Source organism: Terrilactibacillus laevilacticus (genome assembly GCF_006517395.1).
In the GTDB taxonomy this organism is placed as follows: Bacteria; Bacillota; Bacilli; order Bacillales; family Sporolactobacillaceae; genus Terrilactibacillus; species Terrilactibacillus laevilacticus.
This window is the reverse complement of the sequence record NZ_VDCY01000005.1, coordinates 139,036-165,797: the sequence shown is the minus strand read 5'-3', so window position 1 is coordinate 165,797 and position 26,762 is coordinate 139,036. Positions and strand designations below refer to the sequence as shown.

General features: G+C 37.2%; 25 protein-coding genes. 16 read left to right on the top strand and 9 right to left on the bottom strand.

Annotated elements, in window-relative coordinates:
* The first annotated feature begins 39 nt into the window (after nt 1-39).
* The 5 genes from FG390_RS08555 (at nt 40) to FG390_RS08535 (ending at nt 6,397) form a co-directional block, all read left to right on the top strand.
* Nucleotides 40-1,035 carry a thiamine pyrophosphate-dependent dehydrogenase E1 component subunit alpha gene (locus FG390_RS08555; protein WP_141190628.1) on the top strand — a complete coding sequence of 332 codons (996 nt, stop codon included), beginning with the start codon at nt 40-42 and terminating at the stop codon, nt 1,033-1,035.
* A gap of 16 nt (nt 1,036-1,051) precedes the next feature.
* Nucleotides 1,052-2,086, top strand: a complete 1,035-nt coding sequence (locus FG390_RS08550) for an alpha-ketoacid dehydrogenase subunit beta (protein WP_141190627.1) — start codon at nt 1,052-1,054, stop codon at nt 2,084-2,086.
* Between the two features lie 40 nt (nt 2,087-2,126).
* A complete protein-coding gene (locus FG390_RS08545; RefSeq protein ID WP_141190626.1) occupies nt 2,127-3,410 on the top strand; it encodes a dihydrolipoamide acetyltransferase family protein in 1,284 nt (427 codons plus the stop codon).
* 875 nt (nt 3,411-4,285) lie between these two features.
* Nucleotides 4,286-5,374 (top strand): AI-2E family transporter, encoded by a 1,089-nt coding sequence (locus FG390_RS08540; RefSeq protein WP_141190625.1) that lies wholly within the window; start codon nt 4,286-4,288, stop codon nt 5,372-5,374.
* 357 nt (nt 5,375-5,731) lie between these two features.
* Complete coding sequence (locus FG390_RS08535; protein ID WP_141190624.1) at nt 5,732-6,397, top strand: YwrJ family protein; 666 nt, start codon at nt 5,732-5,734, stop codon at nt 6,395-6,397.
* A gap of 121 nt (nt 6,398-6,518) precedes the next feature.
* Here FG390_RS08535 and FG390_RS08530 read toward each other — a convergent pair whose 3' ends face one another.
* The 3 genes from FG390_RS08530 to FG390_RS08520 form a co-directional block, all read right to left on the bottom strand.
* Nucleotides 6,519-7,871 carry an arsenic transporter gene (locus FG390_RS08530; protein ID WP_141190623.1) on the bottom strand — a complete coding sequence of 451 codons (1,353 nt, stop codon included), beginning with the start codon at nt 7,869-7,871 and terminating at the stop codon, nt 6,519-6,521.
* A gap of 1,159 nt (nt 7,872-9,030) precedes the next feature.
* Complete coding sequence (gene deoD / locus FG390_RS08525) at nt 9,031-9,738, bottom strand: purine-nucleoside phosphorylase (protein WP_141190622.1); 708 nt, start codon at nt 9,736-9,738, stop codon at nt 9,031-9,033.
* Between the two features lie 310 nt (nt 9,739-10,048).
* Complete coding sequence (locus FG390_RS08520) at nt 10,049-11,008, bottom strand: L-lactate dehydrogenase (protein ID WP_141190621.1); 960 nt, start codon at nt 11,006-11,008, stop codon at nt 10,049-10,051.
* Nucleotides 11,009-11,598: 590 nt separating this feature from the next.
* Here FG390_RS08520 and FG390_RS08515 point away from each other — a divergent pair.
* Nucleotides 11,599-12,525: a cation diffusion facilitator family transporter gene (locus tag FG390_RS08515; RefSeq protein ID WP_141190620.1), complete on the top strand. Its 927-nt coding sequence runs from the start codon at nt 11,599-11,601 to the stop codon at nt 12,523-12,525.
* A gap of 43 nt (nt 12,526-12,568) precedes the next feature.
* On the opposite strand, the gene FG390_RS08510 is transcribed toward FG390_RS08515, so the two are convergent.
* Nucleotides 12,569-12,898: a thioredoxin family protein gene (locus FG390_RS08510; protein WP_141190619.1), complete on the bottom strand. Its 330-nt coding sequence runs from the start codon at nt 12,896-12,898 to the stop codon at nt 12,569-12,571.
* 158 nt (nt 12,899-13,056) lie between these two features.
* On the opposite strand from FG390_RS08510, the gene FG390_RS08505 reads away from it, so the two are divergent.
* Nucleotides 13,057-13,407, top strand: a complete 351-nt coding sequence (locus FG390_RS08505; RefSeq protein WP_181406438.1) for an iron-sulfur cluster biosynthesis family protein — start codon at nt 13,057-13,059, stop codon at nt 13,405-13,407.
* A gap of 69 nt (nt 13,408-13,476) precedes the next feature.
* Here the strand turns inward: FG390_RS08505 and FG390_RS08500 are convergent, their stop codons facing one another.
* Both FG390_RS08500 and FG390_RS08495 read right to left on the bottom strand, forming a co-directional pair.
* A complete protein-coding gene (locus FG390_RS08500; RefSeq protein ID WP_141190617.1) occupies nt 13,477-14,388 on the bottom strand; it encodes an aldo/keto reductase in 912 nt (303 codons plus the stop codon).
* A 169-nt stretch (nt 14,389-14,557) separates the two neighbouring features.
* Nucleotides 14,558-14,902 carry a YhjD family protein gene (locus FG390_RS08495; RefSeq protein WP_141190616.1) on the bottom strand — a complete coding sequence of 115 codons (345 nt, stop codon included), beginning with the start codon at nt 14,900-14,902 and terminating at the stop codon, nt 14,558-14,560.
* A gap of 137 nt (nt 14,903-15,039) precedes the next feature.
* Here FG390_RS08495 and FG390_RS08490 point away from each other — a divergent pair, with 137 nt between their 5' ends.
* A complete protein-coding gene (locus tag FG390_RS08490; RefSeq protein ID WP_141190615.1) occupies nt 15,040-15,600 on the top strand; it encodes a DNA-3-methyladenine glycosylase I in 561 nt (186 codons plus the stop codon).
* A 29-nt stretch (nt 15,601-15,629) separates the two neighbouring features.
* On the opposite strand, the gene FG390_RS08485 is transcribed toward FG390_RS08490, so the two are convergent.
* Nucleotides 15,630-16,883: an MFS transporter gene (locus tag FG390_RS08485; RefSeq protein ID WP_141190614.1), complete on the bottom strand. Its 1,254-nt coding sequence runs from the start codon at nt 16,881-16,883 to the stop codon at nt 15,630-15,632.
* A 477-nt stretch (nt 16,884-17,360) separates the two neighbouring features.
* On the opposite strand from FG390_RS08485, the gene FG390_RS08480 reads away from it, so the two are divergent.
* From FG390_RS08480 to FG390_RS08445, 8 genes are all read left to right on the top strand, one after another.
* Nucleotides 17,361-17,906: an NUDIX hydrolase gene (locus tag FG390_RS08480; protein WP_141190613.1), complete on the top strand. Its 546-nt coding sequence runs from the start codon at nt 17,361-17,363 to the stop codon at nt 17,904-17,906.
* 591 nt (nt 17,907-18,497) lie between these two features.
* Nucleotides 18,498-19,127, top strand: a complete 630-nt coding sequence (spoIIM, locus tag FG390_RS08475) for a stage II sporulation protein M (protein WP_141190612.1) — start codon at nt 18,498-18,500, stop codon at nt 19,125-19,127.
* 112 nt (nt 19,128-19,239) lie between these two features.
* Complete coding sequence (gene fur, locus FG390_RS08470) at nt 19,240-19,719, top strand: ferric iron uptake transcriptional regulator (RefSeq protein ID WP_141190611.1); 480 nt, start codon at nt 19,240-19,242, stop codon at nt 19,717-19,719.
* Nucleotides 19,720-20,061: 342 nt separating this feature from the next.
* Entirely contained in the window at nt 20,062-20,298 is a 237-nt protein-coding gene (locus FG390_RS08465) for a DUF4227 family protein (RefSeq protein WP_141190610.1), read from the top strand.
* 2 nt (nt 20,299-20,300) lie between these two features.
* Nucleotides 20,301-21,191, top strand: coding sequence for a site-specific tyrosine recombinase XerD (gene xerD / locus FG390_RS08460; protein WP_141190650.1), 891 nt, complete (start codon nt 20,301-20,303; stop codon nt 21,189-21,191).
* 312 nt (nt 21,192-21,503) lie between these two features.
* Entirely contained in the window at nt 21,504-22,685 is a 1,182-nt protein-coding gene (gene deoB / locus FG390_RS08455) for a phosphopentomutase (protein WP_141190609.1), read from the top strand.
* Between the two features lie 16 nt (nt 22,686-22,701).
* Nucleotides 22,702-23,517: a purine-nucleoside phosphorylase gene (locus FG390_RS08450; protein WP_141190608.1), complete on the top strand. Its 816-nt coding sequence runs from the start codon at nt 22,702-22,704 to the stop codon at nt 23,515-23,517.
* Nucleotides 23,518-23,555: 38 nt separating this feature from the next.
* Entirely contained in the window at nt 23,556-24,848 is a 1,293-nt protein-coding gene (locus FG390_RS08445; RefSeq protein WP_141190607.1) for a pyrimidine-nucleoside phosphorylase, read from the top strand.
* Nucleotides 24,849-24,921: 73 nt separating this feature from the next.
* Here the strand turns inward: FG390_RS08445 and FG390_RS08440 are convergent, their stop codons facing one another.
* Entirely contained in the window at nt 24,922-25,161 is a 240-nt protein-coding gene (locus FG390_RS08440; RefSeq protein WP_141190606.1) for an SPOR domain-containing protein, read from the bottom strand.
* A gap of 572 nt (nt 25,162-25,733) precedes the next feature.
* Complete coding sequence (yidA, locus tag FG390_RS08435) at nt 25,734-26,546, bottom strand: sugar-phosphatase (protein ID WP_141190605.1); 813 nt, start codon at nt 26,544-26,546, stop codon at nt 25,734-25,736.
* Between the last annotated feature and the right edge of the window lie 216 nt (nt 26,547-26,762).

Below are 26,762 nucleotides of genomic sequence, written 5' to 3'. Positions count from 1 at the left end.
TAACAGGAGATCTAAAAATGGACTAGGAGGAAGGAAAATATGGGAACCTCTAAATCAATTTTAGCAAGCTTAACGAGTGAAAAGGCGAAGTGGATGTATAGAAAAATGGTTGAAATCCGGGAATTTGAAGAAATGGTCCATGACATATTTGCGAAAGGCGAGTTACCAGGTTTTGTTCACCTTTATGCAGGTGAAGAGGCTGTTGCAGTCGGCGTATGTGCACACTTGACTGATCAAGACAGTATTACGAGTACACATAGGGGACATGGTCATTGTATCGCCAAGGGGTGTGATTTAGATGGCATGATGGCTGAAATATATGGAAAATCCACAGGACTGTGTAAAGGTAAAGGCGGTTCCATGCACATCGCGGATATTGAAAAAGGGATGCTTGGAGCAAATGGCATTGTTGGCGGTGGTTTTCCATTGGCTGTCGGTGCAGGTCTCACAGCTAAGGTGAAAAAAACCGATCATGTTGCCGTGTGTTTCTTTGGAGATGGGGCGAATAACCATGGAACGTTTCACGAAGGAATCAACATGGCAGCCATTTGGAACTTACCTGTTATTTTTGTCGCAGAAAATAACGGCTATGGCGAAGCCTCCACTTTTGAATATGCTTCGAGCTGTACGAATATTGCTGATCGCGCAGCTGGCTATAACATACCAGGCGAAATTGTCGATGGGAAAGACTTATTAGCAGTGTATGAAGCTGCTGAACGAGCGGTAAAAAGAGCTAGAAATGGAGAAGGACCTACCTTAATCGAATGTAAAACGTATCGGGATTATGGTCACTTTGAAGGTGATGCTCAAACGTATAAAAACGACAAAGAAAAAGTGGAGCAACGTGACCATAATGATTGCATCAAACGGTTTAAAGATTATGCATTGGCAAACAATTTAGCAACAAAAGAAGATCTTGATGCTATAGAAGATAGCGTGAAAAAGGCTATAGAGCATTCCGTTAAATTTGGCGAAGAAAGTCCATTGCCAGATGCTAGTGAGCTTACAAAAGACGTCTATGTTTCATACGAATAATTCGGAGGTGAATGAAATGACTAAGAAATTAACATTTTCAAAAGCCATTAATGAAGCGATTACACTAGCGATGAATAAGGATAATGACGTGATTCTAATTGGTGAAGATGTGGCTGGTGGTGCAGAAGTGGATCATTTGCAGGATCAAGAAGCATGGGGCGGTGTTATGGGGGTTACTCAAGGCATTGTAGAAAAATTCGGCCGAAACAGAGTGATTGATACACCCATTGCAGAAGCAGGCTATATTGGGGCATCGGTAACTGCCGCTGCAACAGGACTTAGACCTATTGCAGAACTCATGTTTAATGATTTTATCGGCAGTTGTTTAGATGAAGTGATGAACCAAGGAGCCAAACTTCGTTATATGTTTGGAGGGAAAGCGCGGGTGCCATTAACCATTCGAACGATGCATGGCGCGGGTTATCGTGCGGCTGCCCAACATTCTCAAAGCCTTTATGCGTTGTTTACTCACATACCAGGCTTGAAAGTGGTCGTGCCATCAACACCATATGATGCTAAAGGATTATTACTCTCATCTATCTTTGATGATGACCCGGTTATCTTTTTTGAAGATAAAACGTTATATACCATGAAAGGTGAGGTTGATGAAGGATTCTATACCATTCCAATAGGAAAAGCGGACATTAAACGGAAAGGCAAGGATCTAACGATTGTTGCCATTGGTAAACAAGTCCATACGGCTCTAAAAGCAGCGAATCAACTTTCAAAAAAAGGGTATGAAGCTGAAATTGTTGATCCAAGAAGTTTATCACCACTTGATGAAGACACTATTCTTGATTCGGTAGCTAAAACAGGCAGACTTATTATTGTAGATGAAGCTTATCCAAGATGTAATGTTGCAACCGATATTTCAGCCATGGTTGTTGATAAAGGATTTGATTATTTAGATGCACCGATCAAAATGATAACGGCTCCTCATAGTCCTGTTCCTTTTTCACCGTCTTTAGAGGATCTGTATTTACCTAACCCTGAAAAAATCATGGCCGCTTTTGCGGAAATGATAGGGGATAACTCGATTGCTTCCAAATGATTTTACTGTTTTTCATTGACTGAAAGGAGAGTGAATACGGATGGCTATCGAAATTGTAATGCCTAAACTTGGTATGGGCATGTCAGAAGGTACAGTTGTTGAGTGGCTGAAACATGCCGGGGATCCAGTAAAAAAAGGTGAATCGGTTGTCGTTATTAGTTCTGATAAAATTGAAAAAGATGTTGAGGCTCCCAGTGATGGGATTCTACTTAAAGTCAATGCAGATCCAGATGATACGGTTCCAGTAGGGGAAGCCATAGGGTATATAGGTGCTGAAAATGAATCTATTGATCAGTCAGCTAAACCCGAAGTCGCCCATTCAGAAACAAGTGCAGAACCTACCCTAGAAATGGCACCAGAAGATCATTCAAAGCCAGATAAAAATGAAAATGCGTCAGGACGCCCCGTCTTAAAGCTTCGCGTATCACCTGCTGCGAGAAAACTAGCTAAAGAATCAAATATTGATGTTCATGAAGTAACAGGAACTGGGCCTCATGGCCGTATAACAAAAGCTGATGTATTTAAACTCATTGAGGCTAAAGCTAAAGAAATAAAGACTCTAGCATCAATACAACAATCAATGAATGATAAAGAGCCTGCCATCCAACCTCAGAAAAGAATAGCAGGTGATGATCGTGTAAAAGTGAAACCAATATCTGGCATGCGGAAAGTGATAAGTGATCGGATGCTCAAAAGCTTACAGCAGGCTGCTCAATTAACGATACAAATGACGGCGGATGTCACAGAACTTATCCAATTTCAGAAAAAAGCGAGAGAAATGTATCAAGATGAAAAGGATGTCAGACTTACGATTACGGATTTCGTAGCAAAAGCAACGATTTTAGCATTGAAAAAGCATCCTAATTTGAATAGTACCTTTGATGGAACCAATATTTCAACATATGAATCAGTCCATCTTGGTATTGCTGTTGCGTTAAACGAAGGTCTAGTGGTTCCTGTTATTCGTGATGCAGATTCACTTTCATTAAGTGAAGTATCTAAACGAATTAGAAAAATGAGCATCGCTGCACGTGAAGGTAAGCTTGCTGGTCCTGAAATGACAGGTTCAACATTTACGATTTCTAGTTTAGGAACGTCAGGTGTTACCTTTTTTACACCGGTCCTTAATCCACCTGAAGTCGGTATTCTTGGCATTGGATCCATTTACGACCAAGCCGTTTTTGTGGGTGAAACGATCGAAAAGAGACGATTCTTACCTTTAAGTTTAACGTTTGATCATCGAATTATTGATGGCTCTCCAGCAAGTAACTTCCTATCATCACTAAAAACGTATCTGGAAACACCGTTTAAAATTGTCTTATAGTACGTGTTCAAAAAGATAACAAAAGCAAGAAGGCTAAGAGCGGCGCTGTTTTCTTTGGACCGGCATTCCACATGATGTGGTAGCTTTAAGCGCCAGCCAAAGGACGTTTAGTTGAAGATCCTCTTGTATCCGCTACATGAGGACCGGAAAAACAAGTGGGCGCCGAGATTCATAGCTAATCATTTGGTAACTTTTTGAAACTAAGCTCTTATAGTTTAAAAAACGGCAGGTTATCTTTTATAGATAGCCTGCTCTTTTTCTAGCGTGGTAAATAGCTTACTTACATGACATATTTTAGAACTCTCATAAGATGGATATAATTTTGTAGAAGAATGAATAGACATAGCCATTTGTTTAGGAAAAATTGAATAGGGGAAATGTCGTAAGGGGCATAAAGCCTACATAAAACATAACGGACCTTGCACTTCACAGATTAGGAAATTAAATCAAATCATGATAACTGCTCTAAAAGCTCAATTAAAGTTTACTTTATTAACATAGTCATACGATATTTTGTTATAATTAAATACTACAAGTGTGTGTTCAAAAAGGAGACAAATGAAAAGGGTTACTGGCTAAGTACACTGGCATCCGGCCAGAACAAGAGTAACTAGCCCATCCTGGGCGTCGGAAGGCTAAGAGTGGCGCTGTTTTCTTTGGACCAGCATTCCACATGATGTGGTAGCTTCAAGCGCCATCGTGAGCGGTTTTAGCTAGAGAGCCTCTTATATCTACTACATGAGGACCGGAAAAACAAGCGGGCGCCGAGATTCGTAGCTTATCATTTGGTGATTCTTTGAACAACCTCTACAAATAGTTTAATATTGAAGGTATTAGATTATACATAAGGACTTTCATTCAAAAGGAGGAAAAATATGCCTCAATCAAAATATTTTCGCTTTATTTTATGGATACTCGCTATTTTTCTAGTCATATCAGTAGGATCACGCATATCATTTATTTTCAGGCCACTGGTTGTTTTAATTACGACATTAGCTGCACCTGTGATTATTGCCGGTGTTCTTTATTACATAATAAGACCCATTGTTAAGTTTCTTAGTAGATTTAAGATCCCACGTGTTATTTCCATTTTGTTTATATACCTTGTGATTATTGGGTTAATTACATTAGTTATTCTTGGAATTGGACCTATTATTTATGATCAATTTATATCATTTATAAATAGTATACCTAGTTTGGTCAGAGAATTAGGAACGCAGTTAGATAAATTCCAAAATAGTCGGTTATTTGAGAGATTGAACCTTAACGATATTTCTTATAATGATATTACCAACCGGTTTTCGCATTCTATTGGAACACTCACCACATCAATTGGTAACAATATCGTTTCTATTATTTCATCAATTACAAGCACCGTCATTGTTATCGTGACGGTACCGTTTATTCTTTTCTATATGCTTAAAGATGGGGATAAATTGCCTAGTCGAATTTTGCGTTTCTTACCACACGAACATCGTGCCGAAGGACAAAAAATCTTAACAGATATGGATCAGGCTCTAAGTGGATATATTCAAGGGCAAATGATCGTAAGTCTGTTTGACGGTATTTTAATCTACATTTGGTATGAAGTGATCGGTCTAGACTATGCTTTGATATTAGCGTTAGCTATTTTATTTACGAATGTCATCCCATTTATTGGTCCATTTATTGGGACCGCACCAGGTGTTATTGTCGCCTTTATTCAGTCACCCATTATGGCGCTATATGTCGTGATAGGAGTGGTCATTGTACAACAAATTGAGAGTAATCTCATTTCACCTTTAGTTATGGGTAAAAGATTAGATGTTCACCCGTTAACGATCATTTTACTTCTTCTCGTAGCAGGAAATTTAGCAGGGATTCTTGGAATGCTCCTTGCCATTCCTACTTATGCTGTTGCTAAGGTGATTGTTACGCGTTCGTATCAACTAATCATGCTTCGGTTTCAGAATAAAGTCATGTGAAAATAGCAACGTCTTAAATATTATTAATGAAAGATTCCTTCGATATCTTTTTAATAAAAAAACCCGTTTTCTTATTGTTATATCAAGAAAACGGGTTTTGTGTTGTCATAGACCATTTGAGAGTGTTATTAGACTGAAATATAAATCTCTATGGGACGGGTATCTTTGGTTGAAATAACTATTTTAGAACTATTGATAAATCTAACTATACCAATATCTTGTTAGGTTACATATGATGTTGTTATAAAAGCTCAATAAGTCATGTTTAAAGTTTAACTTTCTTATTACAGTCGCAAGTATTCTTGTTAACTATAAATCTACTACTACGTAAGGATTTTATTTGGGAAGGAGGACACAATGAAAAAATTTAAAAAATTTATTGGTGAATTTGTGGTCTTACATTTGTTGGACCATGAGGTATTAAAAGGAATACTTATAGACGTGGGTTCGGACCTCATTGTGATTTTTAATGGAGTAGACTTTGTCTATCTACCTTTCAATCATATCGATATGATTGATTTTAGCAATGAAGAGAATGAAGATATCATATTCCCTAAGGATGTTCCTATAGGTGAAAAAGAAGAAACGTTGTCCTTACGAAAAATATTAAACAATGCAAGAGGAATCTTATCTGAGGTGTTTATTTCTAACGATAAATCACTTCATGGTTACGTCTCCAATGTGATGAACGATTACATTGTTTTTGCAACACCTGTATACAAAGAAGTCCTTATTCCTTTGCAACATTTGAAACGTCTCATTCCTTATCATCAAAATGAAAAAATTTATGATTTAGCAGATGGAGTTTTTCCACTTAAACCAACCATTCAGTCCTATGCACGAACTTTTGAGCAACAATGTAAAAAATACGTCAATCAACTAGTTGTATTTGATTTAGAAAATTCTTCACATAAAATAGGTAAAATTACTAAAGTTGAAAATTCCCAGATTGAGTGCATTATAGCAAGAAATAAAACCATTTATTTAAATTTCAATCATGTTAAATCAGCTCATGTACCTTAGTTTCATAAGCTATGATAAGTTTAATTCTTATCATGGCTTATTTTTATATCTATTTTAGGGTTCATTAACAAAATGTTAATGAACCTTATTTTTGAAAGTGTGATCAACGATTCGGTTATGTCTAGAAAATGAATTGAATCCAATAATACAAGAGCCATAATGTGAATAAAGTTGAAATAGGAACAACGATAAAGGTTAAACTTAAATAGTCTTTCCAAGTGATTTTAACTTTCTTTTCTTTTAATATATGCATCCAAATTAGAGAGGCAAGAGTACCTATCGGTAGTAACAAAGATCCCATATCACTTCCAATAATATTGGCAAGGTATATTGTCTTTAATGTTATTGGATCTAGCCCCATTGATGTGATCGTTATGGTGCCAACCATTAACGCTGGGTGATTGTTAAAAATGTTTGACAAGATTGAGATCAAGCCCCCCATAATAAAGCTAGCATGAAATAAACTGTTATTAATAATGGGCTCAAATAAGGATACAAGGATAGTGGTTAGTCCTGCGTTGTTTAAACCATATATAATAACATACATGGAAAAAGCAAATACAAGAATATGCCATGGTGTTTTCCTGAAGATATCAACAGGATTCGTTCGTAAATGGTACCACCTCCAAATGAGTAGGGTCATTGATCCTAGTACTGCAACGATTTCAATAGGTATAGAGAAGTAGGAGGCCACAAAGATAAGACAACGAATGCCTAATACAAATGCCAAGACTCTGAACATAAATTGCGTTCGTTTACGTTTTGTTTCGACTGAGATATGACCTTTTAGAGGATGAAATTGATTTGTGAAAAAGATTTCTTCAAGATCATAAAAAGCCGGTGGTAAAGTTTTAGGAAGTTTGTGTTTTAGTAAGAGATACATTAGAAAAGACATAAAGAGTAATCCTAATGTTGCTGGTACGAACATCATAGCCGTGTACATGTAAAGTGACATATTAACAATCTTTAATGCAATCAAATTAACAATATTACTGACTCCAATTGGAGTGCTAGATGCAGTGGCAATCAGAGCACCACTTAATAGATAAGGGATTTGTTGATGTGGTTTTAAACGAAGATTTTTTAGTAATAATATTAAAATTGGTGTCGTAATTAAGATGCTACCATCATTATTAAATAAAAAAGTCATCAAAAAACATAGAAGTTGAATATACCAATATAGACGGTGGCCTGATCCCTTAGCTAAATCAGCTATTCGAGCAGCCGCCCAGTGAAAGAATCCAAAACTCTCTAAAATAACAGCCATGACAATCGTGGCTATAATGGTAATAGAAGCACCGCCTATTTTGCTCAAAATGTCAATAATTTCATCTACGGAAACAATTCCGGTTAATAATATAATACCAGCACCTATCGATGTCGGCCACGCTTCGTTTACACCTCTTGGACGCCAAAAAATAAATATCAAAGTCATTGCAAAAATAAAGACTGTCATCCCAATGTTGAAATTCATGATGATTCTCCTTTCGAGTGAAATTACCCTAGCAGATCGTTTTGAAAAAAGGAGGAACAATGGGGGTTTCTGGGATATCTTGTTGTAATACTGGTATTTTTTTTAGTGTAGTAGCTCGTGGTTGATGCGACTATATTTTCATAGATGGTATGCAGATTCGTAAAGTGAAACTTCAATCAGTGGGGTTTTTCGACGCACAGGATGTGCTAGTGCAGGCGTTGCGACAGGACGTCGCGTTTTTAGCCTGCGTCATCCCCACTGATTGTCAGCATAAACCAATCGGGCTTTTTTCGGGTAGTTCTCCCCCACCTAGAAATACTCGTTTAGATTCATTACCTTGAGGTGAGGGTCTTTACTAGCCGTTAATGCGGGATAAACTTGTTTGATGAAGATCTTGGGGTATTAAAAGAAGTACTGGAAAAAAAGCTACTTCGCTTTTAAAGCAGAAGCTTTTGAAGTTCATAATGTATTACATTTTTTCTTGAACCACCTCTAAGAACAATTTAGTGGGTATATGCATGTCCTTTCTTATACTATATTTATATTCATCTATGCTTACCGATGGATTAGATAGAAAACTATTTTTAAAAATTTGTTTGTTTATCTTCTGAGTATAAATACTAATAGATGTTAAATTACTAGGAACATTTTTATAGTGCGTGTTCAAAAAGAAGACAAATTAGAAGCAAGAAGATCAAGGCGGCGCTGTTTTGAGGACCGGAATGTAGGTTTTTGCTACATGAGGACCGGAAAAACAAGCCAACGCCGAGATTCGTAGCTTATCATTTGGTGACTTTTTGAACATCCTCTTATAGGTATGTAATGAGTTTTGAATAAAAGCTATGTAATACCTATTACATAGCTTTTTTAAGACAATAGATTAAGTTTTTTGTTGATTTCTAGTCTTATTTAAATTGTTAGTTCGTGTTCAAAAAGGTGACAAATGAAAAGGGTTACTGGGTAAGTACGCTGGCATCCTGTAAGAAACGCCAGTTACTTGCCCGTCCTGGGCATCGGAGGAAAAGAGCGGTGCAGTTCCTTAGGACCAGAAAAACAAGCGGGCGTTGAGATTCGTAGCTTATCATTGGTGACTTTTTGAAAACGCACTTATAGAGACTGAATGCCTAAGTCATTAATAATGGTGATGAAGCTCTTTTACTTACTTCTTAATGGCTGTTTCTAGAGCCATGATGATCATCTCATTGAAGGTGGTTTGACGTTCTTCAGCCGTTGTATCTTCATCTGAGAAGAGATGATCACTTACAGTTAGAATGGTCAAAGCATTAACTCCATATTTACAAGCCAGTGTGTAAAGAGCTGTCGTTTCCATTTCTACAGCGAGAACGCCGTAATCAGCTAATTTCCTAAAGATTTCTTTATCATCCCGATAAAAGACATCAGCGGTCAAAACGTTGCCAGCACGGATTTTTAGTCCTTTTTCTGTACCGATGTCATATGCTGTTTTCAGTAAATCGAAGTTTGCTGTTGGTGCAAAATCAAAACCCGGAAAGGTAAGATGATTGATGTTTGAATCGGTTGTGGCTGTCATAGCCAAAATGACATCTCTGACGTGCACATCATGCTGAAGGCCGCCGCATGTACCCACACGAATGAGATTTTTAACACCATAGTCACGAATCAATTCGTTCGTGTAGATGGAGATAGAAGGAACTCCCATACCCGTTCCTTGAACAGAAATTCGCTTTCCTTTGTAGGTTCCTGTAAATCCGAGCATTCCTCGGACGTGGTTATAGCATGTCGCATCTTCTAGATATGTTTCAGCAATATACTTTGCACGAAGGGGGTCACCAGGTAAAAGAATCGTTTCGGCGATCTCACCTTGTTTTGCTTCAATATGTACGCTCATTTTCTCCTCCTTTAATTATTCAAGCCTATTAGAGGTTGTTCAAAAAGTCACCAAATGATAAGCTGCGAATCTCGGCGCCCACTCGTTTTTCCGGTCCTCAAGTAGCAAAAATCTACATTTCGGTCTTCAAAACAGCGCCGCTCTTAGCCTTTCGACGCCCAAGACGGGCAAGTAACTGGCGTTTCTTGCAGGATGCCAGCGTACTTAGACAGTAACCCTTTTCATTTATCACCTTTTTGAACACTCACTATTAAATCTATTTTACCATTTTTTTATTCTTTAATGTATTATTCCCTTTTTAAAGAATCAATCAGTCTATTTTGATACTATTTAGCTCGGAAATATAGTTTTTTATCACTTGGCTTGAAGTTATGAATTCCCTGTATTCTTTGTCCGTTAGTTGAAGGGTTAGGATGCGTTCTACACCACGTCTACCAATAACAGCTGGGACGCCAATAGACAGATCATCAAAGCCATATTCTCCATCAAGAATGCAAGAAGCCGGCGTTATTGACTTTGCGTCTTCTAAGATAATCTTCGCAAAATAAGCAAGAACGTTGCCAATACCAAATTGAGTGCAGCCTTTACGAGTATGAATATCCCAGCCTAAACTCCGTGTTTTTTCAACAATAGCGTTACGATCAAGTTGTACTCCTGTTTGGTTCTCAAATTCATCGAGCGGTTGACCACCAATTGTCACATGTGACCAAACGCCAAATTGGGAATCGCCATGTTCGCCTAAAGTATAGCCTTGGATCGTTTCAGGGTTAATATTTTTGAGTTCTTGTGATAGTAAGCGTCTAAATCTTGCACTATCGAGTGCTGTTCCCGTTCCAATGACCTGGTACCGAGGGAGACCGGAGAGAGTCCATGTTAAGTAAGTGATAATATCACATGGGTTGGTTGCCACGATATAGATACCCGTAAACCCTAGTTTTTTTAAATTTGGTACAACATCTTTAATAATGCTTGCGGATTCTTGTAATAGCTCTAGACGTGAACTCGACGGAATAGTGGAAGGATCGGCTACGCTAATTAAAAGTATGTCACAGGAGGCGGCTTCTTCTAAATTGGCGGCCTTGACATAGGTTCTAGATGTATTGAATTCAATACTATCTAAATAATCCATTGCTTCACCTTCTGCACGCTTCTTATCACAATCGATAAGAAGAAGCTCGTCTGCTATATTATTATGTAAAATAGCGGTGGCGGCTGCTGTACCAACATTTCCAACACCAATGATTCCTATTTTTCGCTTCTTTGTCTCCATAAAAATTTTCCCCTTTTCTTCTATAATCATTCAATCTGGTCTATATTTTACCTTGACTGAATGAAAGATACAATATTTTCACAACATTTTTAACAATTGACTTTAACTTACACTGTCCGTTTCGTTGCATTTAGTTTTAATAGATATCATTTAGATTGACATCCATTTTAATATTGTCGAAAATATGGAAAAGACAGGGGGAAAATCATTGACATTCAAAAAAGAATACTCATATTATATATATATGAGCATATATTCATATGTCATTTCTTATAGAGGTTGTTCAAAAAAAGTCACTAAATGTTAAGATGCGAATTTCGGCACCCGCTTTTTTTAGCGGATACAAGAGGATCTGGCTAAAATAGCTCACGTCCTATGACTAGCGCCAGAAGCCACTATAACGCGAGGAATGCCAGTCCTAAGGAACTACGCCGCTCTTATCTTATAGGCTTCTAATTAGCCATCTTTTTGAACGCGTCTTAAAGCATTTTCAGACTTAAAATAGGTATTTACTTTTAAATCTTATCCCTAAAGGGAAGAAAGAAATCCTTATGATGTTTCATCATGTTAAGGGAGAGAGGAGGGGCGAGATGGAAACGGATCACGATCATCACCATCATCATCATCATCATCATGAAGTAAACAAGAGAGTATTATGGGTAAGTTTCTTACTTATTGTCTTATTTATGATTCTGGAAGCTTTTGGAGGTTTTGTTAGTCACAGTCTAACACTATTGTCTGATGCTGGACACATGTTGAGTGATGCCATCTCTCTTGGTTTAAGTTTATTCGCCATTATAATTGGTAGTAGAAAGGCAACAGAAGCAAAAACATATGGATACAAACGGTTTGAAATATTAGTCGCTTTATTTAATGGCGTGTCACTCCTTGTTATTTCAATTATTATTATTGTGGAGGCGTGTCAACGTTTTATTCATCCTGAATCTGTGAAAAGTATGGCTATGTTATCGATAGCAATAACTGGTGCCGTGGTCAATGTTCTCGTGGCTTATATTTTGTTAAAAGGAGATACAAGTGGCAACTTAAATATTAGAAGTGCGCTTGTTCATGTTATTGGTGATTTATTGGGATCTTTAGGTGCCGTTATGGCTGCCATCATCATTTACTTTACGGGATGGGGGTTTGTTGATGCTTTAGCAAGCATATTAGTTTCATTATTAATTGTAAAGAGTGCCTGGTTTGTCATTAAAGAGGCAACAAATATTTTAATGGAAGGTACGCCAGAGCATATTGATTTAAAGAAACTAAGAAATGAATTGGAAAGCATTGAAGATGTGTGTGGTGTACATGATTTGCATATATGGATGATATCCAATGAATTTCCATCGTTTAGTTGCCATTTAATCGCAAAATCTGAAGCAGATCGAGATTCTATTCTTACTAAAGCAAACCACATCTTATCTCATCATTTTTCTGTCGATCATACGACAATACAAATAGAAAGTGAAACATACCATCAATGTTGTAACGAAACAAAGCATGATTCTATTGATTAAATAAAAGAGTAGAACAGAGATTTCTGTTCTACTCCTTTCATTCTTATTTAACGGCAAGCTTATCAACGCCATCAAGGTAATGACGAACATCTTCAGGTGTTTTCGCATTTGCACTGTGAAGATGCGCTATTTTTTGACCATTTTTAAAAGCTAAGAGACTCGGAATTCCCATCACTTCATATTTTTCTGCAAGTTCAGGAAAATTATCTCTATTAACATCAAACCATTCAAAGTTATAATCTTTAATAATGTCATCAATAAACATATCTAGACGTTTACAATCAGGGCACCAGCCAGCCTGAAATTTAACGATGATGGTTTCTGGACTTTGAATAGCTTCTTCAAATTTTTCATTTGTTTCAATTGATATCATTAAGAAACATCCCCTCGGGTAGATTTGTAAAGTAAGTATACCAAATATTTTTCAACTAACACACTATCTTGCTCGTCATACGTATAAAGCAGGATATTACCATGTAACATTAGGGTATGTTAAAGTAATAAAACATACTAATATGAGGAGGAATGAGTATGCATATCACATGGACAGAGCAGGCTCAAAACAAGATTCATGAAATCATCAAGCAGCATCCAAATGGTCATTTCGTATTGAACTATGATCGGGAAGGTTGTGGATGCTCGGATGATGGCATTTATACTTTAGGTTTTACAGATGAACCGATTCAAAATGAAGTTCAAATTGATACAAATAGCGTACCCATCTATGTCATGTCCTATAATCAAGTTTATCTAGATAACGAGATGACGATTGATTATGATGAAAAAACAAAAAATTTTGATTTGAAAAGTTTGAATCAAATTATGAATCAAGCCATGTCGTGTGTCATTGATCTAAAAAGTAAAGCCTCCAACAAGTTATAAATTGGAGGCTTTACGATGTCTTGACAATGTAAAGGCGAGAGCAGCGGCTACTAAATAGCGAGTGTAAGGTTAACGGTGAGCAGCATATACATTAGCTTTAGTTATTTGTTGTATCGCTTTAATTTCCTCGCTTGTTAATGATGGGAATTCTGAGGCATGGATATTAGCTAACAACTGACTTTCTTTACTAGCGCCTGGTATGGCAACAGCTACAGCGGGATGTGTGAGGACATAGCGGATGGCAAGCTCTGAAAGAGAACGTTCTTTAGCGACATCTTTTTTTAATTGAGTAATGATTGTTGCAAGATCCTCTTTGCTATAATCTAAATAACCTTGATCGGAAACTTTTGTTAGACCGTGATCAGATAAAAGTCCTTTAGCAACGGGTCCTCTTGCAATAACACTGATTTGATGCTCATGTAGAAGATCAAGTACAGTTTCTTCAGGTCTACGATCTAATATACTATATTGCATCATGACGCTGACAATGGAAGATTTTTTAATATATTCACGAATCACATTTGGACGAATGGAGCTAATGCCATAATATCGAATAACCCCTTCAGCTTTAAGCTCTTCAAATGCTTCAATCGTTTCGTCTATCGGATCATCTAATGTCCCGCCATGTAATTGATAAAGATCGATATAATCCACATTTAAGCGACGAAGACTTTGTTTTACCGCATCTTTTATGTAGGCTTTTGAAGGATCCCAGAACCAACCTTCTTTTCCTTCTTCCCAGTGATTCCCTACTTTTGTCGCAAGAATCACTTGGTCACGTTTTCCTTTTAAAGCTTTTCCAATCGTCGTTTCATTGCGTCCCAAATAGTATAGATCAGCCGTATCAATAAAGTTGATGCCTTGATCAAGAGCTTTATCAACAAGGTATGTAACGTCTTTTTCATTTTCTGGTAATGACATAGCCCCGAGCCCAACTTCGCTTACATATAAATCAGATGTACCTAATCTATTTTTTTTCAATATGATATCCTCCTCGTATAATTTGTTTTTTTTCGGTGTAAAATAAACGCCTGCCATTTATTCGAAAGTTTCTAGTATACCCTAATTTCATTATAAAACAAATGCAAATGAGATGGGAAATCGAACGCATTATGTGAGGTCAAACTATTTTAGGACGCTTATTTTTTGACTAATTCAAGAGATACTTTTCAAGTCGTTTTTGTACCCATTGTTTTGCAATGATATGATGGTAGTGGGTATGGTGTTGCCATCCACGTACATAGATTTCATAATTCAGAATCCCATTTTTTTTGTACCTTATTTTTTTTTCAAAAATCAACTGTTTTGTGTGACGAATATCAATTGAAACAGCTCTGATCGCTTGGTCAAATATCTCTTCATAGACGTCGTAAAAAGACAGACAACATTCTTTAATCATTTGTTTATCTCGTTCAAGAACCTGACGTACAATAGGAAGGAGAATAAACTGATTAATTAATTGTTCTTCGTCTGATGTTAAAAGAATGGATGTCATTTTATCACCTCATATACATTTATTATATACGAATGTATATTCGATTAATACTGGAAAAAGAATGTATGTTCGTTTATAATGGACTTAATAAAAAATCTTTTAAAAAAATTGTTTTAGATGAACGAGGGGAATTTGATATGAATCGATGCGATTGGGTGACAGAAGATCCTTTATATATCAGCTACCATGACCATGAGTGGGGAATGCCTGAATATGATCGGCTTAAACTATTTGAAATGCTTTGTCTTGAAGGGATGCAAGCTGGGCTAAGCTGGATAACCATTTTAAAAAGAAGAGAATCGTATCGTGAGGCTTTTGATCATTTTAAGCCAGAACTGATTTCACAGTATGATGAAAAGAAAGTGGAAACATTAATGCAGAATGAAGGGATTATTCGCCATCGCGGAAAAATTGAAGCGATTATTACAAATGCTAAGGCTTTTCTAGAAATTGAAAAAGAAGAACCTTTTAGTACATTTATTTGGCGGTTTGTTGGTGGGGAACCCATTGTTCACCATTTTGAGTCATCGAGTGAAGTACCAAGTTCTAGTTTAATTTCAAAAGAAATGAGTAAAGTATTGAAGAAAAAAGGATTTAAATTTGTAGGTGAAACCATTTGTTACGCCTATATGCAAGCCACAGGGATGGTCAATGATCATTTAACGTCATGTGATTGTTATAAAAAAACCATTGATTGAAAAAAAGCCCCACCATGAGGCTTTTTCATTCAGTCAAACTGCCGTATTTTTGGTATGCACAAAACAATGAGAACAGTCACAAGAACGACGCTACTTAAGATGGTCATTGCCGTTATGCCACCAGCGACTTTCGAAAACCAGCCAGTAAAAAGATAACCAGCCGGCAGTAAGGCGAAGGAACCAAGCATATCAAGGCTAGCAACACGCCCAAATGATTCATCTGAAACGAGTTCTTGAAGACTCGTTTCCCAAACTAAGCTAAACGTCATAATCCCCATACCACCAGCTACCATAAGTAAAACAAGAAGTGGTGGCCAAGAAACAAAAGTCATGAGCAATAAGACAAGCCCATAAATGCCAGTCCCAATATAAGCCATGTAGCCACGGAAATGCCATCTTCTTCGCATTCCAAAGATAAAAGCGGCTACAGCTGCACCGAATCCTTCTCCAGACATCACCAAGCCATAAACAACAGGTTCTAAATGATAATGAACATTGATTAACCAAGGAATGATGATACTTATAATTCCAGTTGTGCAGATGTTAATAAAACTAAAAGCAAGTATAGTGACCCAAAGCCAAGTCGATTGTTTCAAAGTTTGGATGCCGCCCAAAAGATCTTTCCAGTTAAATCTATTCCCGCTAGTATGACTCACAGGATGACTTTTTTTATCATTCGTCATACATAGTAAACTTATTAATGAAATAAGATAGGTTACGCCGTCGATCCCAAAACCAATCGAAGCAGACTTGTAAGCGATAATGCCTCCGATGGGAGGACCGATGAGTGACATGGCTTGAACACTTAATTGGTTTAATGAATTGGCAGCAGTTCGAATGTCAGGCGTAAACACCGTAGCACGAAGAGCAGAGTAAGCAGGCTGAAACAGGCCGCTGGTTAAACCAAGTATAGCAGCTCCTACATACAACATATGCATCGTTAATAGTCCTGATAAACCTAATCCCATGACTAGAAAGCTTATTAGAGCGCGAAAAGCGTCCATCAGAATCAATAAATGAATGCGATTTACCTTATCAACAATGACTCCCGCAAATGGAAGAATAATGACGTTAGGTAACATATAACAGGCCATTACAATTCCCATCGAAACCGTAGAATGGGTTAATTGAAGGACTAAAATAGGAAGAATAATCATACTGATTGAACTGCCAAGAGTAGATAACGAATTGCCGATCCATAAGTAGCGGAAATTTCGAGATTTTTTAACAGGAATAAATAAATGAAATGATTTTTTTCTTCTCTTTGGAATGCTTTTTTCCATGAATGATCACCTGCATTTCTGTATTAAAAAATGTATTGACATAGAGTATAAGTGCGAGTTCAAAAAGGTGACTAATGAAAAGGGTTACTGGCTAAGTACGCTGGCATCCTGCAAGAAACGCCAGTACTAGCCCGTCCTGGGCGTCGGAAGCTAAGAGCGGCGCAGTTTTGAGGACCGGAATGTAGGCTTTTGTTATATGAGGACCGGAAAAACAAGCGGGCACCGAGATTCGCAGCTTATCATTTGTTGACTTTTTGAACAACTTCTATAACGATTGTTTTTAGAAAATAGTTACTATTGTTTCATTATACTAGATTAGCAGCAAGAGAGATATACAATTTATGGATATACATATTGATTTTTTCATTTCAAAAAAGTAGATTGTTTTAATAACAACGTTTAAGATAGAGAAGTTAAACGTGGGTAGTGAATATAAAATGGATAGGATAAAAATAAAAAGTGAGAGGAAGAAGAAAAATGAGTCAATTTGAAGAGAAAACATTATCTTCAGAAACCATATTTAATGGACGTATCGTCCAACTGGTAGTGGAAGACGTTGAACTACCAAATGGAGCCAAAAGTAAGCGGGAGATCGTGAAACACCCTGGGGCTGTCGCTGTTATTGCGCAAACAGACGATAATAAAGTCATCTTAGTGAGACAATATCGAAAACCATTAGAGAAAGAAATTTATGAAATACCAGCTGGGAAATTAGAACCAGGTGAAGAACCAGAATCATCAGCTATCCGGGAAATGGAAGAAGAAACAGGTTATACTTGTGGGTCGGTCCAGCATTTGGTGTCTTTTTATACATCACCAGGTTTTTCAGATGAACTCCTGCATGTCTATGTTGCGACTGATTTAGTCAAAGGAAAACCACATCTTGATGAAGATGAATTTCTTGAAATTGAAGAAGTTGAGCTTAACGAAGCTCTTCAAATGATTCAAGATCATCGAATCTATGATGCAAAAACGGTTTATGCGATTCAGTATTTACAAATGATTCAATTAAGCCAGAAGTAATTCATTTTATCTATGAGGAATTCGCTATTAGACGTCATTCTTTTTTTAAGGCTTTTTACCTAAGAGATTGTGGCACGTTGTTTTTGGGTCTAGTAGACAAGGCTAAAGCTTTGTCTTGTTGCGCTAACATGACACTTTTTTTTGAACATGAGAAATTTATCCCGCCCTAACGGCTAGTAAAGACCCCCACCCCCAAGGTAATAAGTGTAAACGATAATTTCTAGGTGGGGGATAACTGCCTGTAAAAGCCCGATTGGTTCAGGCATACAATCAATGGGGGATGACGAGGCTAAAAACGCAACGTCCTGTCGCAACGCCTGCACTAGCACATCCTGTGCGTCGAAAAACCCCCGCTGATTGAAGTTTTACTTTATTTGTCCTTCCACCTCTCATGTTTCTCCAAAATACTAGCCAAAAACAATGTGTTGCGAAAACAGTCTTTTCCTATATTTAGTGGTATGGGAAGAGGGTCAATATTTTTTGACGTAGCATAATTGAACGATGAACAAGTTTAATATACTAGATTTTAAAGTCATAGATTTCCTCAATTTTCATAGACTTAATTATAAGCTATTCGAGGAGGTCTAGTGAATGAATCTAAAGATAAAAAGAATCGTCATGAAACATGTTCAGGAAAATCTTCCAATATATACTTTTGTCGTCGTTTTATTCTTAATGGGTGTTATCTTTGGCGCTATCATTGTCAATAGTTTACCTTATGAGTCTAAGAAAGATCTTTATACTTATATCAGTCGTTTTTTCACAGAATTGTCAAAAGGCAATGTAGCTTCACCTAAAAATATGCTTGCTGAAAGCTTTACAAATTACGTACAATATATGGGGTTCATGTGGATTCTAGGATTATCGGTAATCGGTCTACCTATAATCTTTATCCTACTCTTCTTAAAAGGGATTGTTCTTGGATTTACGGTTGGTTTCCTTGTCAATCAAATGGGATTCCATGGTTTTTGGGTCTCACTGGCGAGTGTCTTTCCACAGAATGTCTTTATTGTTCCTCTTTTTATTATTACAGGAGCTGTTTCCATTTCTTTTTCATTGAAAATGTTTCGGCAATTGTTAATGAAAACTCGAAAAGCTCCTTTATTACCTCAATTTATCCGTTATGGTTTATTTATGGTTCTCGTTTGTCTCTTATTATTATTTGTTTCGACTTATGAGGCTTATATATCTCCAGTGATCATTCGAAGTATTGTTCATTAATTGATTATCATTTAATAATAAGTTCAAATTTTAAATTATAATTATTCTAATTTGACACTTCTCTTGTCAAGGATTATAATACGTTTGTGTAAAGGCGAGGGAGGGGTATGTTTTGGAAAGTAGGATTAATCGAATAAAGAAACAATTACATTCTCGGAAATATAAACTAACACCACAGAGAGAAGCTACCGTTCGTGTTCTTCTAGAAAATGAAGAAGATCATCTAAGTGCAGAAGATGTTTACCTCCTCGTAAAAGATAAGGCACCGGAAATTGGACTTGCAACGGTGTATCGAACACTTGAACTGTTATCTGAGTTGAAAGTTGTAGACAAAATCAATTTTGGAGATGGCGTTTCCCGCTACGATTTAAGGCAAGAAGGTGCAGCACATTTTCATCACCATTTAGTATGCATTGAGTGCGGTGCGGTAGATGAAATCCAGGAAGATCTTCTTGGCGATGTAGAAAAAGTGGTTGAACGAAATTGGCACTTTAAAATTAAGGACCATCGTTTAACTTTCCATGGTATTTGCCATCGCTGTGTTAATAAACATACAGGGGTGGAACAAAAAGAACAACATATCAGTCGTTAAGTAGACCTTTTCCTATGGAGAAGGTTTTATCTTTATTTAACTTTATAAATCTACCATTTTAAAGTGAATTCTATCCGTATGAATGACTAATACTATTTATAAATTTTATAGATAGATAATAGGTTCTTACTATCTACTTAATGCCAAAATTGGATATAATACATAATATAAAGCTTTAATTTATTAATCAAAATCTGTATAACCCAATCTATCTCTCTATCACGGAGAAAGTGATTGAGGGGTGCCCATGAATTTACGAGATACACACTATAAAGAGTAAAGATTAACTCATCATCGTCATATAGTAAAGAAAGACAACCTTTAGACGGATGGTGAAAATGGGTGAAGAATTTTTATAGTGGATTGATTGAAACATGCCGTGTACTTATCCTTTTTGTTGTTTTAACGCTTTTTTTTTATTATGCTTTGAATCATTTGGATAGACGAGAGGAAAGCTATCATAAATACGATGAACCGATTGGAAGAGCAATTAAAGTATCCTATACAGTAGATGAAGAACAAATGACGAAGCAGAATTGGTTTCCAAGATTAATGGAATTTTTTAGAAATGGGGAATGATGATGCAGGATCAATTGGATACGTTTCTTCATTATCTAGAAATGGATCGACGCCTATCAGAAAATACAAGAGAAGCTTATCACCGTGATCTTACTCAGTATATTCGTTTTTTGCGGCAAACCGTACATATTCAATACTGGGATCAAGTGGTTACATCGACGATATCACGTTATCTTTATTCTCTAAAGGATGAAGGGAAAGCACCAGCGACGATTGCCAGGCAGGTTGCGAGTATAAAAGGTTTTCATCATTATCTACTGGAGAATCGATTAATACAGCATGATCCTGCCTATGAGATCAATATCCCAAAAGTATCCCGGAAATTTCCTTCTGTTCTAACGATTCAGGAAGTTAATAGACTCCTTGATGTACCTAACATACTTGTGCCTACTGGTATACGTGATCGTGCGATTCTTGAAGTCCTTTATGGGACAGGTATTCGAGCGACGGAGCTCATTCAATTAAATCAGGCTGATGTTCATTTAGAGATGGGGTATATTCGGGCCGGACATGGGAGGAACGAGCGGGTTATTCCTCTTGGAAAGCCTTCGATCACGGCACTTAAGCAATATATTCAAGAGGGTATGCCGAAAATTGTCAAACATAAGCGAGATAAGGATGCTTTTTTTGTTAACAGACGAGGTGATCGATTAACGAGACAAGGGCTTTGGAAGATACTAAAGTCATTGGCTAAACAAGCTCATATTGAAAAAGAACTTACACCACATACTCTTAGACATACGTTTGCGACACATCTCATTCAAAATGGTGCAGATATTATTTCAATACAAGAAATGCTTGGGCACGTTGATATATCGACGACACAGATATATGCTAGTCAAGTTAAACACAGTATGAAAGATGTTTTCTCAAGATATCATCCTCGTTCATAAAGAGGTTGTTCAAAAAGTCACCAAATGATAAGCTATGAATTTCGGCGCCACTTGTTTTTTCGGTCCTCATGTAGTGGATATAAGGGGATCTCTGGCTAAAATCGCTCACGCCATGTAGAACAAAGTTGAAGCTACCACAACGCGAGGAATGCCGGTCCTAAGGAACAGCGCCTCACTTAGCCTTCCGACGCCCAAGACGGGAAAGTAACTGGCGTTTCTTGCAAGATGCCAGCGTAACTTAGCCAGTAACCCTTTTCATTTGTCACCTTTTTGAACACCCACATCACATAAAGTAATTGGAGGCAATAAAAAATGGTAGAAAATTTTAAAAGGGTTTTCCTCATTGTATTGGATTCAGTTGGAATAGGTGAGGCACCTGATGCTTTAAAATTCGATGACTATGGAGTCGACACAATAGGGCATATCGCAGAAAAAATGAATGGATTAACGTTACCGCACCTCGAGTCCTTTGGATTAGGATGTATACGAGATGATATAAAAGGAATCTCTCCTACTTTACATCCTAAAGCTCATTATGGTCGGATGCAAGAAGCATCAAATGGAAAAGATACCATGACGGGTCACTGGGAAATTATGGGACTAAAAATCGAAAAACCTTTTATTACATTTCCTAATGGATTCCCAAAGGAATTAATTGAGGCTTTAGAGGAAAAAACGGGTCGAAAGATTATAGGAAATAAACCGGCATCAGGAACAGAAATTCTTGATGAACTAGGTGAAGAACATATAAAGACAGGGGCATTAATTGTTTACACGTCTGCGGATTCGGTCTTACAAATTGCGGCTCACGAGTCTATAGTTCCTTTAGATGAACTGTACAAGATTTGTGATATAGCTAGAGAAATGACAAAAGATGAAAGATATATGGTTGGCCGCGTTATCGCACGTCCATTTGTTGGGGAACCTGGCCATTTTGAACGGACGCCCAATCGTCATGATTATGCCTTAAAACCTTTTGGACATACCGTCATGAACGAATTGAAAGATCAAAAATTAGATGTTATCGCTTTAGGGAAAATTTCTGATATCTATGATGGCGAAGGAGTAACCAAAAGTGTTCGTACGAAGGATAACATGGATGGAGTAGACAAGCTATTAGACGTGATGGATGAACCATTCCATGGTTTAGCTTTTCTAAACCTTGTTGACTTTGATGCTAAATATGGTCATCGCCGGGATCCCATTGGGTATGGAGAAGCCTTAGAAGCTTTTGACCAACGCATGCCCCAAATTTTAGCTAAGATGACTCCCGATGATTGTTTGATTATAACAGCAGATCATGGGAATGACCCAACGTATAAAGGGACGGATCATACCCGTGAATTCGTTCCGCTGTTTGTCTATCATCAAAATATTGAAGAAGGGCATTCGCTTCCGCTTCGTAAAACTTTTTCAGATATTGGAGCGACTATTAGTGATAACTTCAATATTCAGATGCCTAAACATGGGGAAAGTTTCTTAGATAAAATTTAAGTTTGAGGTGATTTTGATGATATCAACGATAAATGAAGCAGCGTCTATTTTACAAGAAAAAATGACAGTTAATCCTAAAATAGGTCTTATTCTTGGATCTGGCTTAGGTATATTGGCTGATGAACTAACAGAATCAGTCCACATTCCATATGAGTCTCTTCCAGGGTTTCCAACTTCGACAGTTAAAGGTCATAAGGGTCAATTTGTCATTGGAAAACTAGAAGGTATTCCAGTCATAGCCATGCAGGGCAGATATCATTATTACGAAGGATACGACTTAAAACAAGTCACTCTACCTGTTCGAGTCATGAAAGAAATAGGCATTAACACACTAATTGTGACGAATGCAGCAGGCGGCGTGAATCTCTCCTTCAAACCAGGGGACTTAATGGTCATCACTGACCATATTAATATGTTAGGTAACAATCCTTTATTTGGACCAAATGATGACACTTTAGGTGATCGTTTTCCAGATATGTCAAAACCGTATCATCCAGCACTAATTGAAGCAGCAAAGGAAGCAGCAAACGACATGGGTCTTTCTATTCAAGAAGGGGTTTACTTTGCGACTCCAGGCCCTAACTACGAAACACCCGCTGAGGTGCGAATGATACGAACACTTGGTGGTGATGCAGTAGGTATGTCGACAGTACCCGAAGTTATCGTGGCCAAGCATGCTAAATTGAATGTTCTTGGTATATCTTGTATTACAAATGCAGGGAGTGGCATTCTAGATCAACCCTTGTCTCACCAGGAAGTCATAGAGATAACCGAACAAATAAAAGATCAGTTTGTTCAATTGATTAAAGGAATTGTTAAAAAGATAGGCTAATAACCGGCCTGTAACCTATCAAGTTAGGGGGATTCAATGTGAGAATGGTGGACATTATTCATAAAAAGCGCGATGGATTTGAACTAACACATGAGGAAATTCAATTTTTTATTCAAGGTTATGTAAAAGAGAACATCCCAGATTATCAAGTTTCAGCATTAATGATGGCCATATTCTTTAAAGGAATGTCAGAGACAGAGTTATCCTTTCTAGTCGATGAAATGGTCAAATCAGGCGATGTTATTGATTTAACTGCTATTCAGGGAATCAAGGTAGATAAACATTCAACAGGTGGTGTGGGGGATAAGACAAGTCTTATTGTTGGTCCGCTCGTAGCATCTGTCGGGGTTCCAGTCGCGAAGATGAGTGGGCGGGGATTAGGTCATACAGGTGGAACGATTGATAAGCTCGAGTCCATTGATGGCTTTAAAACTGAGCTTTCTGAAACTGAATTTATCAAACAGGTGAATGATGTGAAGATCGCTATATCAGGTCAAACAGGACACTTAGTTCCTGCCGATAAGATGCTCTATGCGCTTCGTGATGTCACAGCTACGGTTGAATCGATCCCTCTCATTGCTAGCTCCATTATGAGCAAGAAACTCGCATCTGGAGCGGATGCGATCGTACTTGATGTGAAAGTTGGAACAGGCGCATTTATGAAAACGATGGATGAAGCCAAACGTTTAGCTGAGGCCATGGTCACGATTGGGGAGTCTTTAAATCGCAAAACAGTCGCTGTCATTAGTAGTATGAACCAACCTCTTGGACATGAAATTGGCAATGCAAATGAAGTCCGGGAAGCCATTCAAACTTTGAAAGGGGAAGGGCCAGAAGATTTACAGGAACTTTGTCTGACCATCGCATCGCATATGGTTGTTTTAGGTGGGATATTTGACCAAGTCGACGTGGCATATCAATCATTATTATCAAAGCTTAAAGACGGTTCGGCTTACGATAGGTTTAAAACCTTCATTAAAAGACAAGGCGGTAACTTAAAATCACTCGAAGCCAAACAAGCAAAATACCACATTGATGTTCATGTCAAACAGAAAGGCTATTTACATCGTGTAGATTCTGAAGGTATTGGAATAGCAGCTATGCTTCTTGGAGCAGGTAGGAAAGAAAAAGGTGACCCCATTGATCATAGTGTTGGAATTACGATGCATAAGAAATTGGGTGATGAGCTTAACCATGATGATGTTATTTTCACGATACATGCCAATAGAGATCATGTATCAGAAGTTATCGATCGATTGAATAAATCCTATGACGTCCAAGAAAATCCGTTTGAAAAAGAAGGCATCGTTTATAGTGTCATAAGGAAATAAAGAGAAACGATAAAAGCAGATAACAAGCTAGTTACTGCTTTTATTCTATTTAAGGTAGTTATAGAAACAACTCTTAGTCCGTATTACTTGTTATAAAAGCATGTCGTATGCCAAGACCTTTAATTTTATCAACATGTTCTAGTGCTTCTTTTTTCGCAAAGTAGGGTCCCGCTTGTACACTATACAATTTTTGTCTATCAAAAGTGAGCGTTATTAATCGACTATCAATTTGATTTTGTTTTAAAAAATGAAACTGTTCCTTTGCCCGTTGGTTGCTGCTGGTGGTCTCTACAATGATTTTATATTCACCCACAAGATAACCTCCTTATTAAAGATTGTCATCTCAATCTATATTTTTTTTTCTAGTATATGCTTGGTTTGTCCTTATTGACTGGTTGAATCTCTTTATTTTCAAAAATTAGATAAAAAACGAGTAGACTTAAATCATAATTGTTAGTTATAGGGAATTTAGCCGTCAATCTGGTAAAGGAAGACCGGAAATTGAGATAATAGATTAAAGGCATACTTGAAAGGGAAATTTAGAAGATAGAATCATAAAGAAAACTTGCCGATTGGCAAGCCTGTAAGGCGCAGACAGAGGCCTAGTTGCACTTACACTTTATTCCTTAAATTTTTCTTTATTAAAGTGTAAAGAAAACTTGCGGATTGGCAAGCCTGTAAGGCGCTAGAACAGAGGCCTAGAATGTGTCACTACGGCTTCGCCTTATAGACAACTCGATGCTTAATCGAAGAAGATTAGGCTAGTTGCACTTACACTTTATACCTTAAATTTTTCTTTATTAAAGTGTAAAAAGCCCGATTTTAATTCGGGCTACTGAAGTTTAGGTGGGAAAACGATCTACCTGAAGGTTTAATTAATTCTAATTATTTATTTATGACAAATTTCTCAACGGCGTATGCGACACCATTTTCTTCATTTGTTAGTGTGATAAACTGGGCAGCATCTTTTACTTTATCAATCGCATTTCCCATTGCAACTCCCCAACCTGCATACTCAATCATGGCCAGATCATTTTCTTCGTCACCGAAAGTCATCATCTCTTCTTGTTTTATCCCAAGATGTTGCCCTAATGCTTGAAGACCTTTTCCTTTATCGACATTTTTATTCATAATTTCAAGTAAAACAGGTCTAGATTTCATCATGGTATAATTCTCAAAAAATGAGCAAGGAATTTTATTTATCGCAGCATCCAGAATGGGTTGATCAATGCAAAAAAGAGCTTTATTTATTTTGATATCTTCTGGAAGCGACCTAATATCCGATGTAACAAAAGGTAATGCTTTCATGATTTCACCATATAAAGAAGGTTTCCCGTTTGGAGGTGCCGGCGAATAGACGCGTTCTAGATCAATAAAATTCATTGGTACTTCTAACGTTTGGCTCAGTTCATAAAGGCTCTCAATATCTTTTTTTGACATGGTTATTTCAGAAATCACTTCACCTGTTTTTGTCCTCTGAACGAGACCTCCGTTATAAGTAATCCCATAATCTTCATCTTCTCTAAGATTTAGTTCATCAAGATATTGAACCATTCCTAATAGAGGCCTACCTGTACACAAGACAATTTTAACCCCTTGATTTTTTGCTTTTTTTAATGCATCTTTTGTTCGGTCTGTTATTTTTTTCTCGTTATTTAAAAGCGTTCCATCTAAATCAATCGCAATAAGTTTTATCATAATTCCTTTTTCTCCCCCAATGATCGTGAGCTATTTACCATTCCTATCATATATGTAAATATGGCATGAGACAATGAAAAAAACTTGTTTTCTTCTCTACTTGATAGTCAAATAAAACGCTTTCCATCTTAGTTTATGAAATAGCCGAGAACACTCGTAGCTTTAGTCATGCGAGGTTCAGAAACGAGATAAAAGGGATCTATAAATAATGAAATG

Excerpts from the sequence above, each read along its gene's own strand:
- FG390_RS08555 (WP_141190628.1), top strand. The coding sequence starts at position 40 with ATGGGAACCTCTAAATCAATTTTAGCAAGCTTAACGAGTGAAAAGGCG.
- FG390_RS08550 (WP_141190627.1), top strand. The coding sequence starts at position 1,052 with ATGACTAAGAAATTAACATTTTCAAAAGCCATTAATGAAGCGATTACA.
- FG390_RS08545 (WP_141190626.1), top strand. The coding sequence starts at position 2,127 with ATGGCTATCGAAATTGTAATGCCTAAACTTGGTATGGGCATGTCAGAA.
- FG390_RS08540 (WP_141190625.1), top strand. The coding sequence starts at position 4,286 with ATGCCTCAATCAAAATATTTTCGCTTTATTTTATGGATACTCGCTATT.
- FG390_RS08535 (WP_141190624.1), top strand. The coding sequence starts at position 5,732 with ATGAAAAAATTTAAAAAATTTATTGGTGAATTTGTGGTCTTACATTTG.
- FG390_RS08530 (WP_141190623.1), bottom strand. The coding sequence starts at position 7,871 with ATGAATTTCAACATTGGGATGACAGTCTTTATTTTTGCAATGACTTTG.
- deoD (WP_141190622.1), bottom strand. The coding sequence starts at position 9,738 with ATGAGCGTACATATTGAAGCAAAACAAGGTGAGATCGCCGAAACGATT.
- FG390_RS08520 (WP_141190621.1), bottom strand. The coding sequence starts at position 11,008 with ATGGAGACAAAGAAGCGAAAAATAGGAATCATTGGTGTTGGAAATGTT.
- FG390_RS08515 (WP_141190620.1), top strand. The coding sequence starts at position 11,599 with ATGGAAACGGATCACGATCATCACCATCATCATCATCATCATCATGAA.
- FG390_RS08510 (WP_141190619.1), bottom strand. The coding sequence starts at position 12,898 with ATGATATCAATTGAAACAAATGAAAAATTTGAAGAAGCTATTCAAAGT.
- FG390_RS08505 (WP_181406438.1), top strand. The coding sequence starts at position 13,057 with ATGCATATCACATGGACAGAGCAGGCTCAAAACAAGATTCATGAAATC.
- FG390_RS08495 (WP_141190616.1), bottom strand. The coding sequence starts at position 14,902 with ATGACATCCATTCTTTTAACATCAGACGAAGAACAATTAATTAATCAG.
- FG390_RS08490 (WP_141190615.1), top strand. The coding sequence starts at position 15,040 with ATGAATCGATGCGATTGGGTGACAGAAGATCCTTTATATATCAGCTAC.
- FG390_RS08485 (WP_141190614.1), bottom strand. The coding sequence starts at position 16,883 with ATGGAAAAAAGCATTCCAAAGAGAAGAAAAAAATCATTTCATTTATTT.
- FG390_RS08480 (WP_141190613.1), top strand. The coding sequence starts at position 17,361 with ATGAGTCAATTTGAAGAGAAAACATTATCTTCAGAAACCATATTTAAT.
- spoIIM (WP_141190612.1), top strand. The coding sequence starts at position 18,498 with ATGAATCTAAAGATAAAAAGAATCGTCATGAAACATGTTCAGGAAAAT.
- xerD (WP_141190650.1), top strand. The coding sequence starts at position 20,301 with ATGCAGGATCAATTGGATACGTTTCTTCATTATCTAGAAATGGATCGA.
- deoB (WP_141190609.1), top strand. The coding sequence starts at position 21,504 with ATGGTAGAAAATTTTAAAAGGGTTTTCCTCATTGTATTGGATTCAGTT.
- FG390_RS08450 (WP_141190608.1), top strand. The coding sequence starts at position 22,702 with ATGATATCAACGATAAATGAAGCAGCGTCTATTTTACAAGAAAAAATG.
- yidA (WP_141190605.1), bottom strand. The coding sequence starts at position 26,546 with ATGATAAAACTTATTGCGATTGATTTAGATGGAACGCTTTTAAATAAC.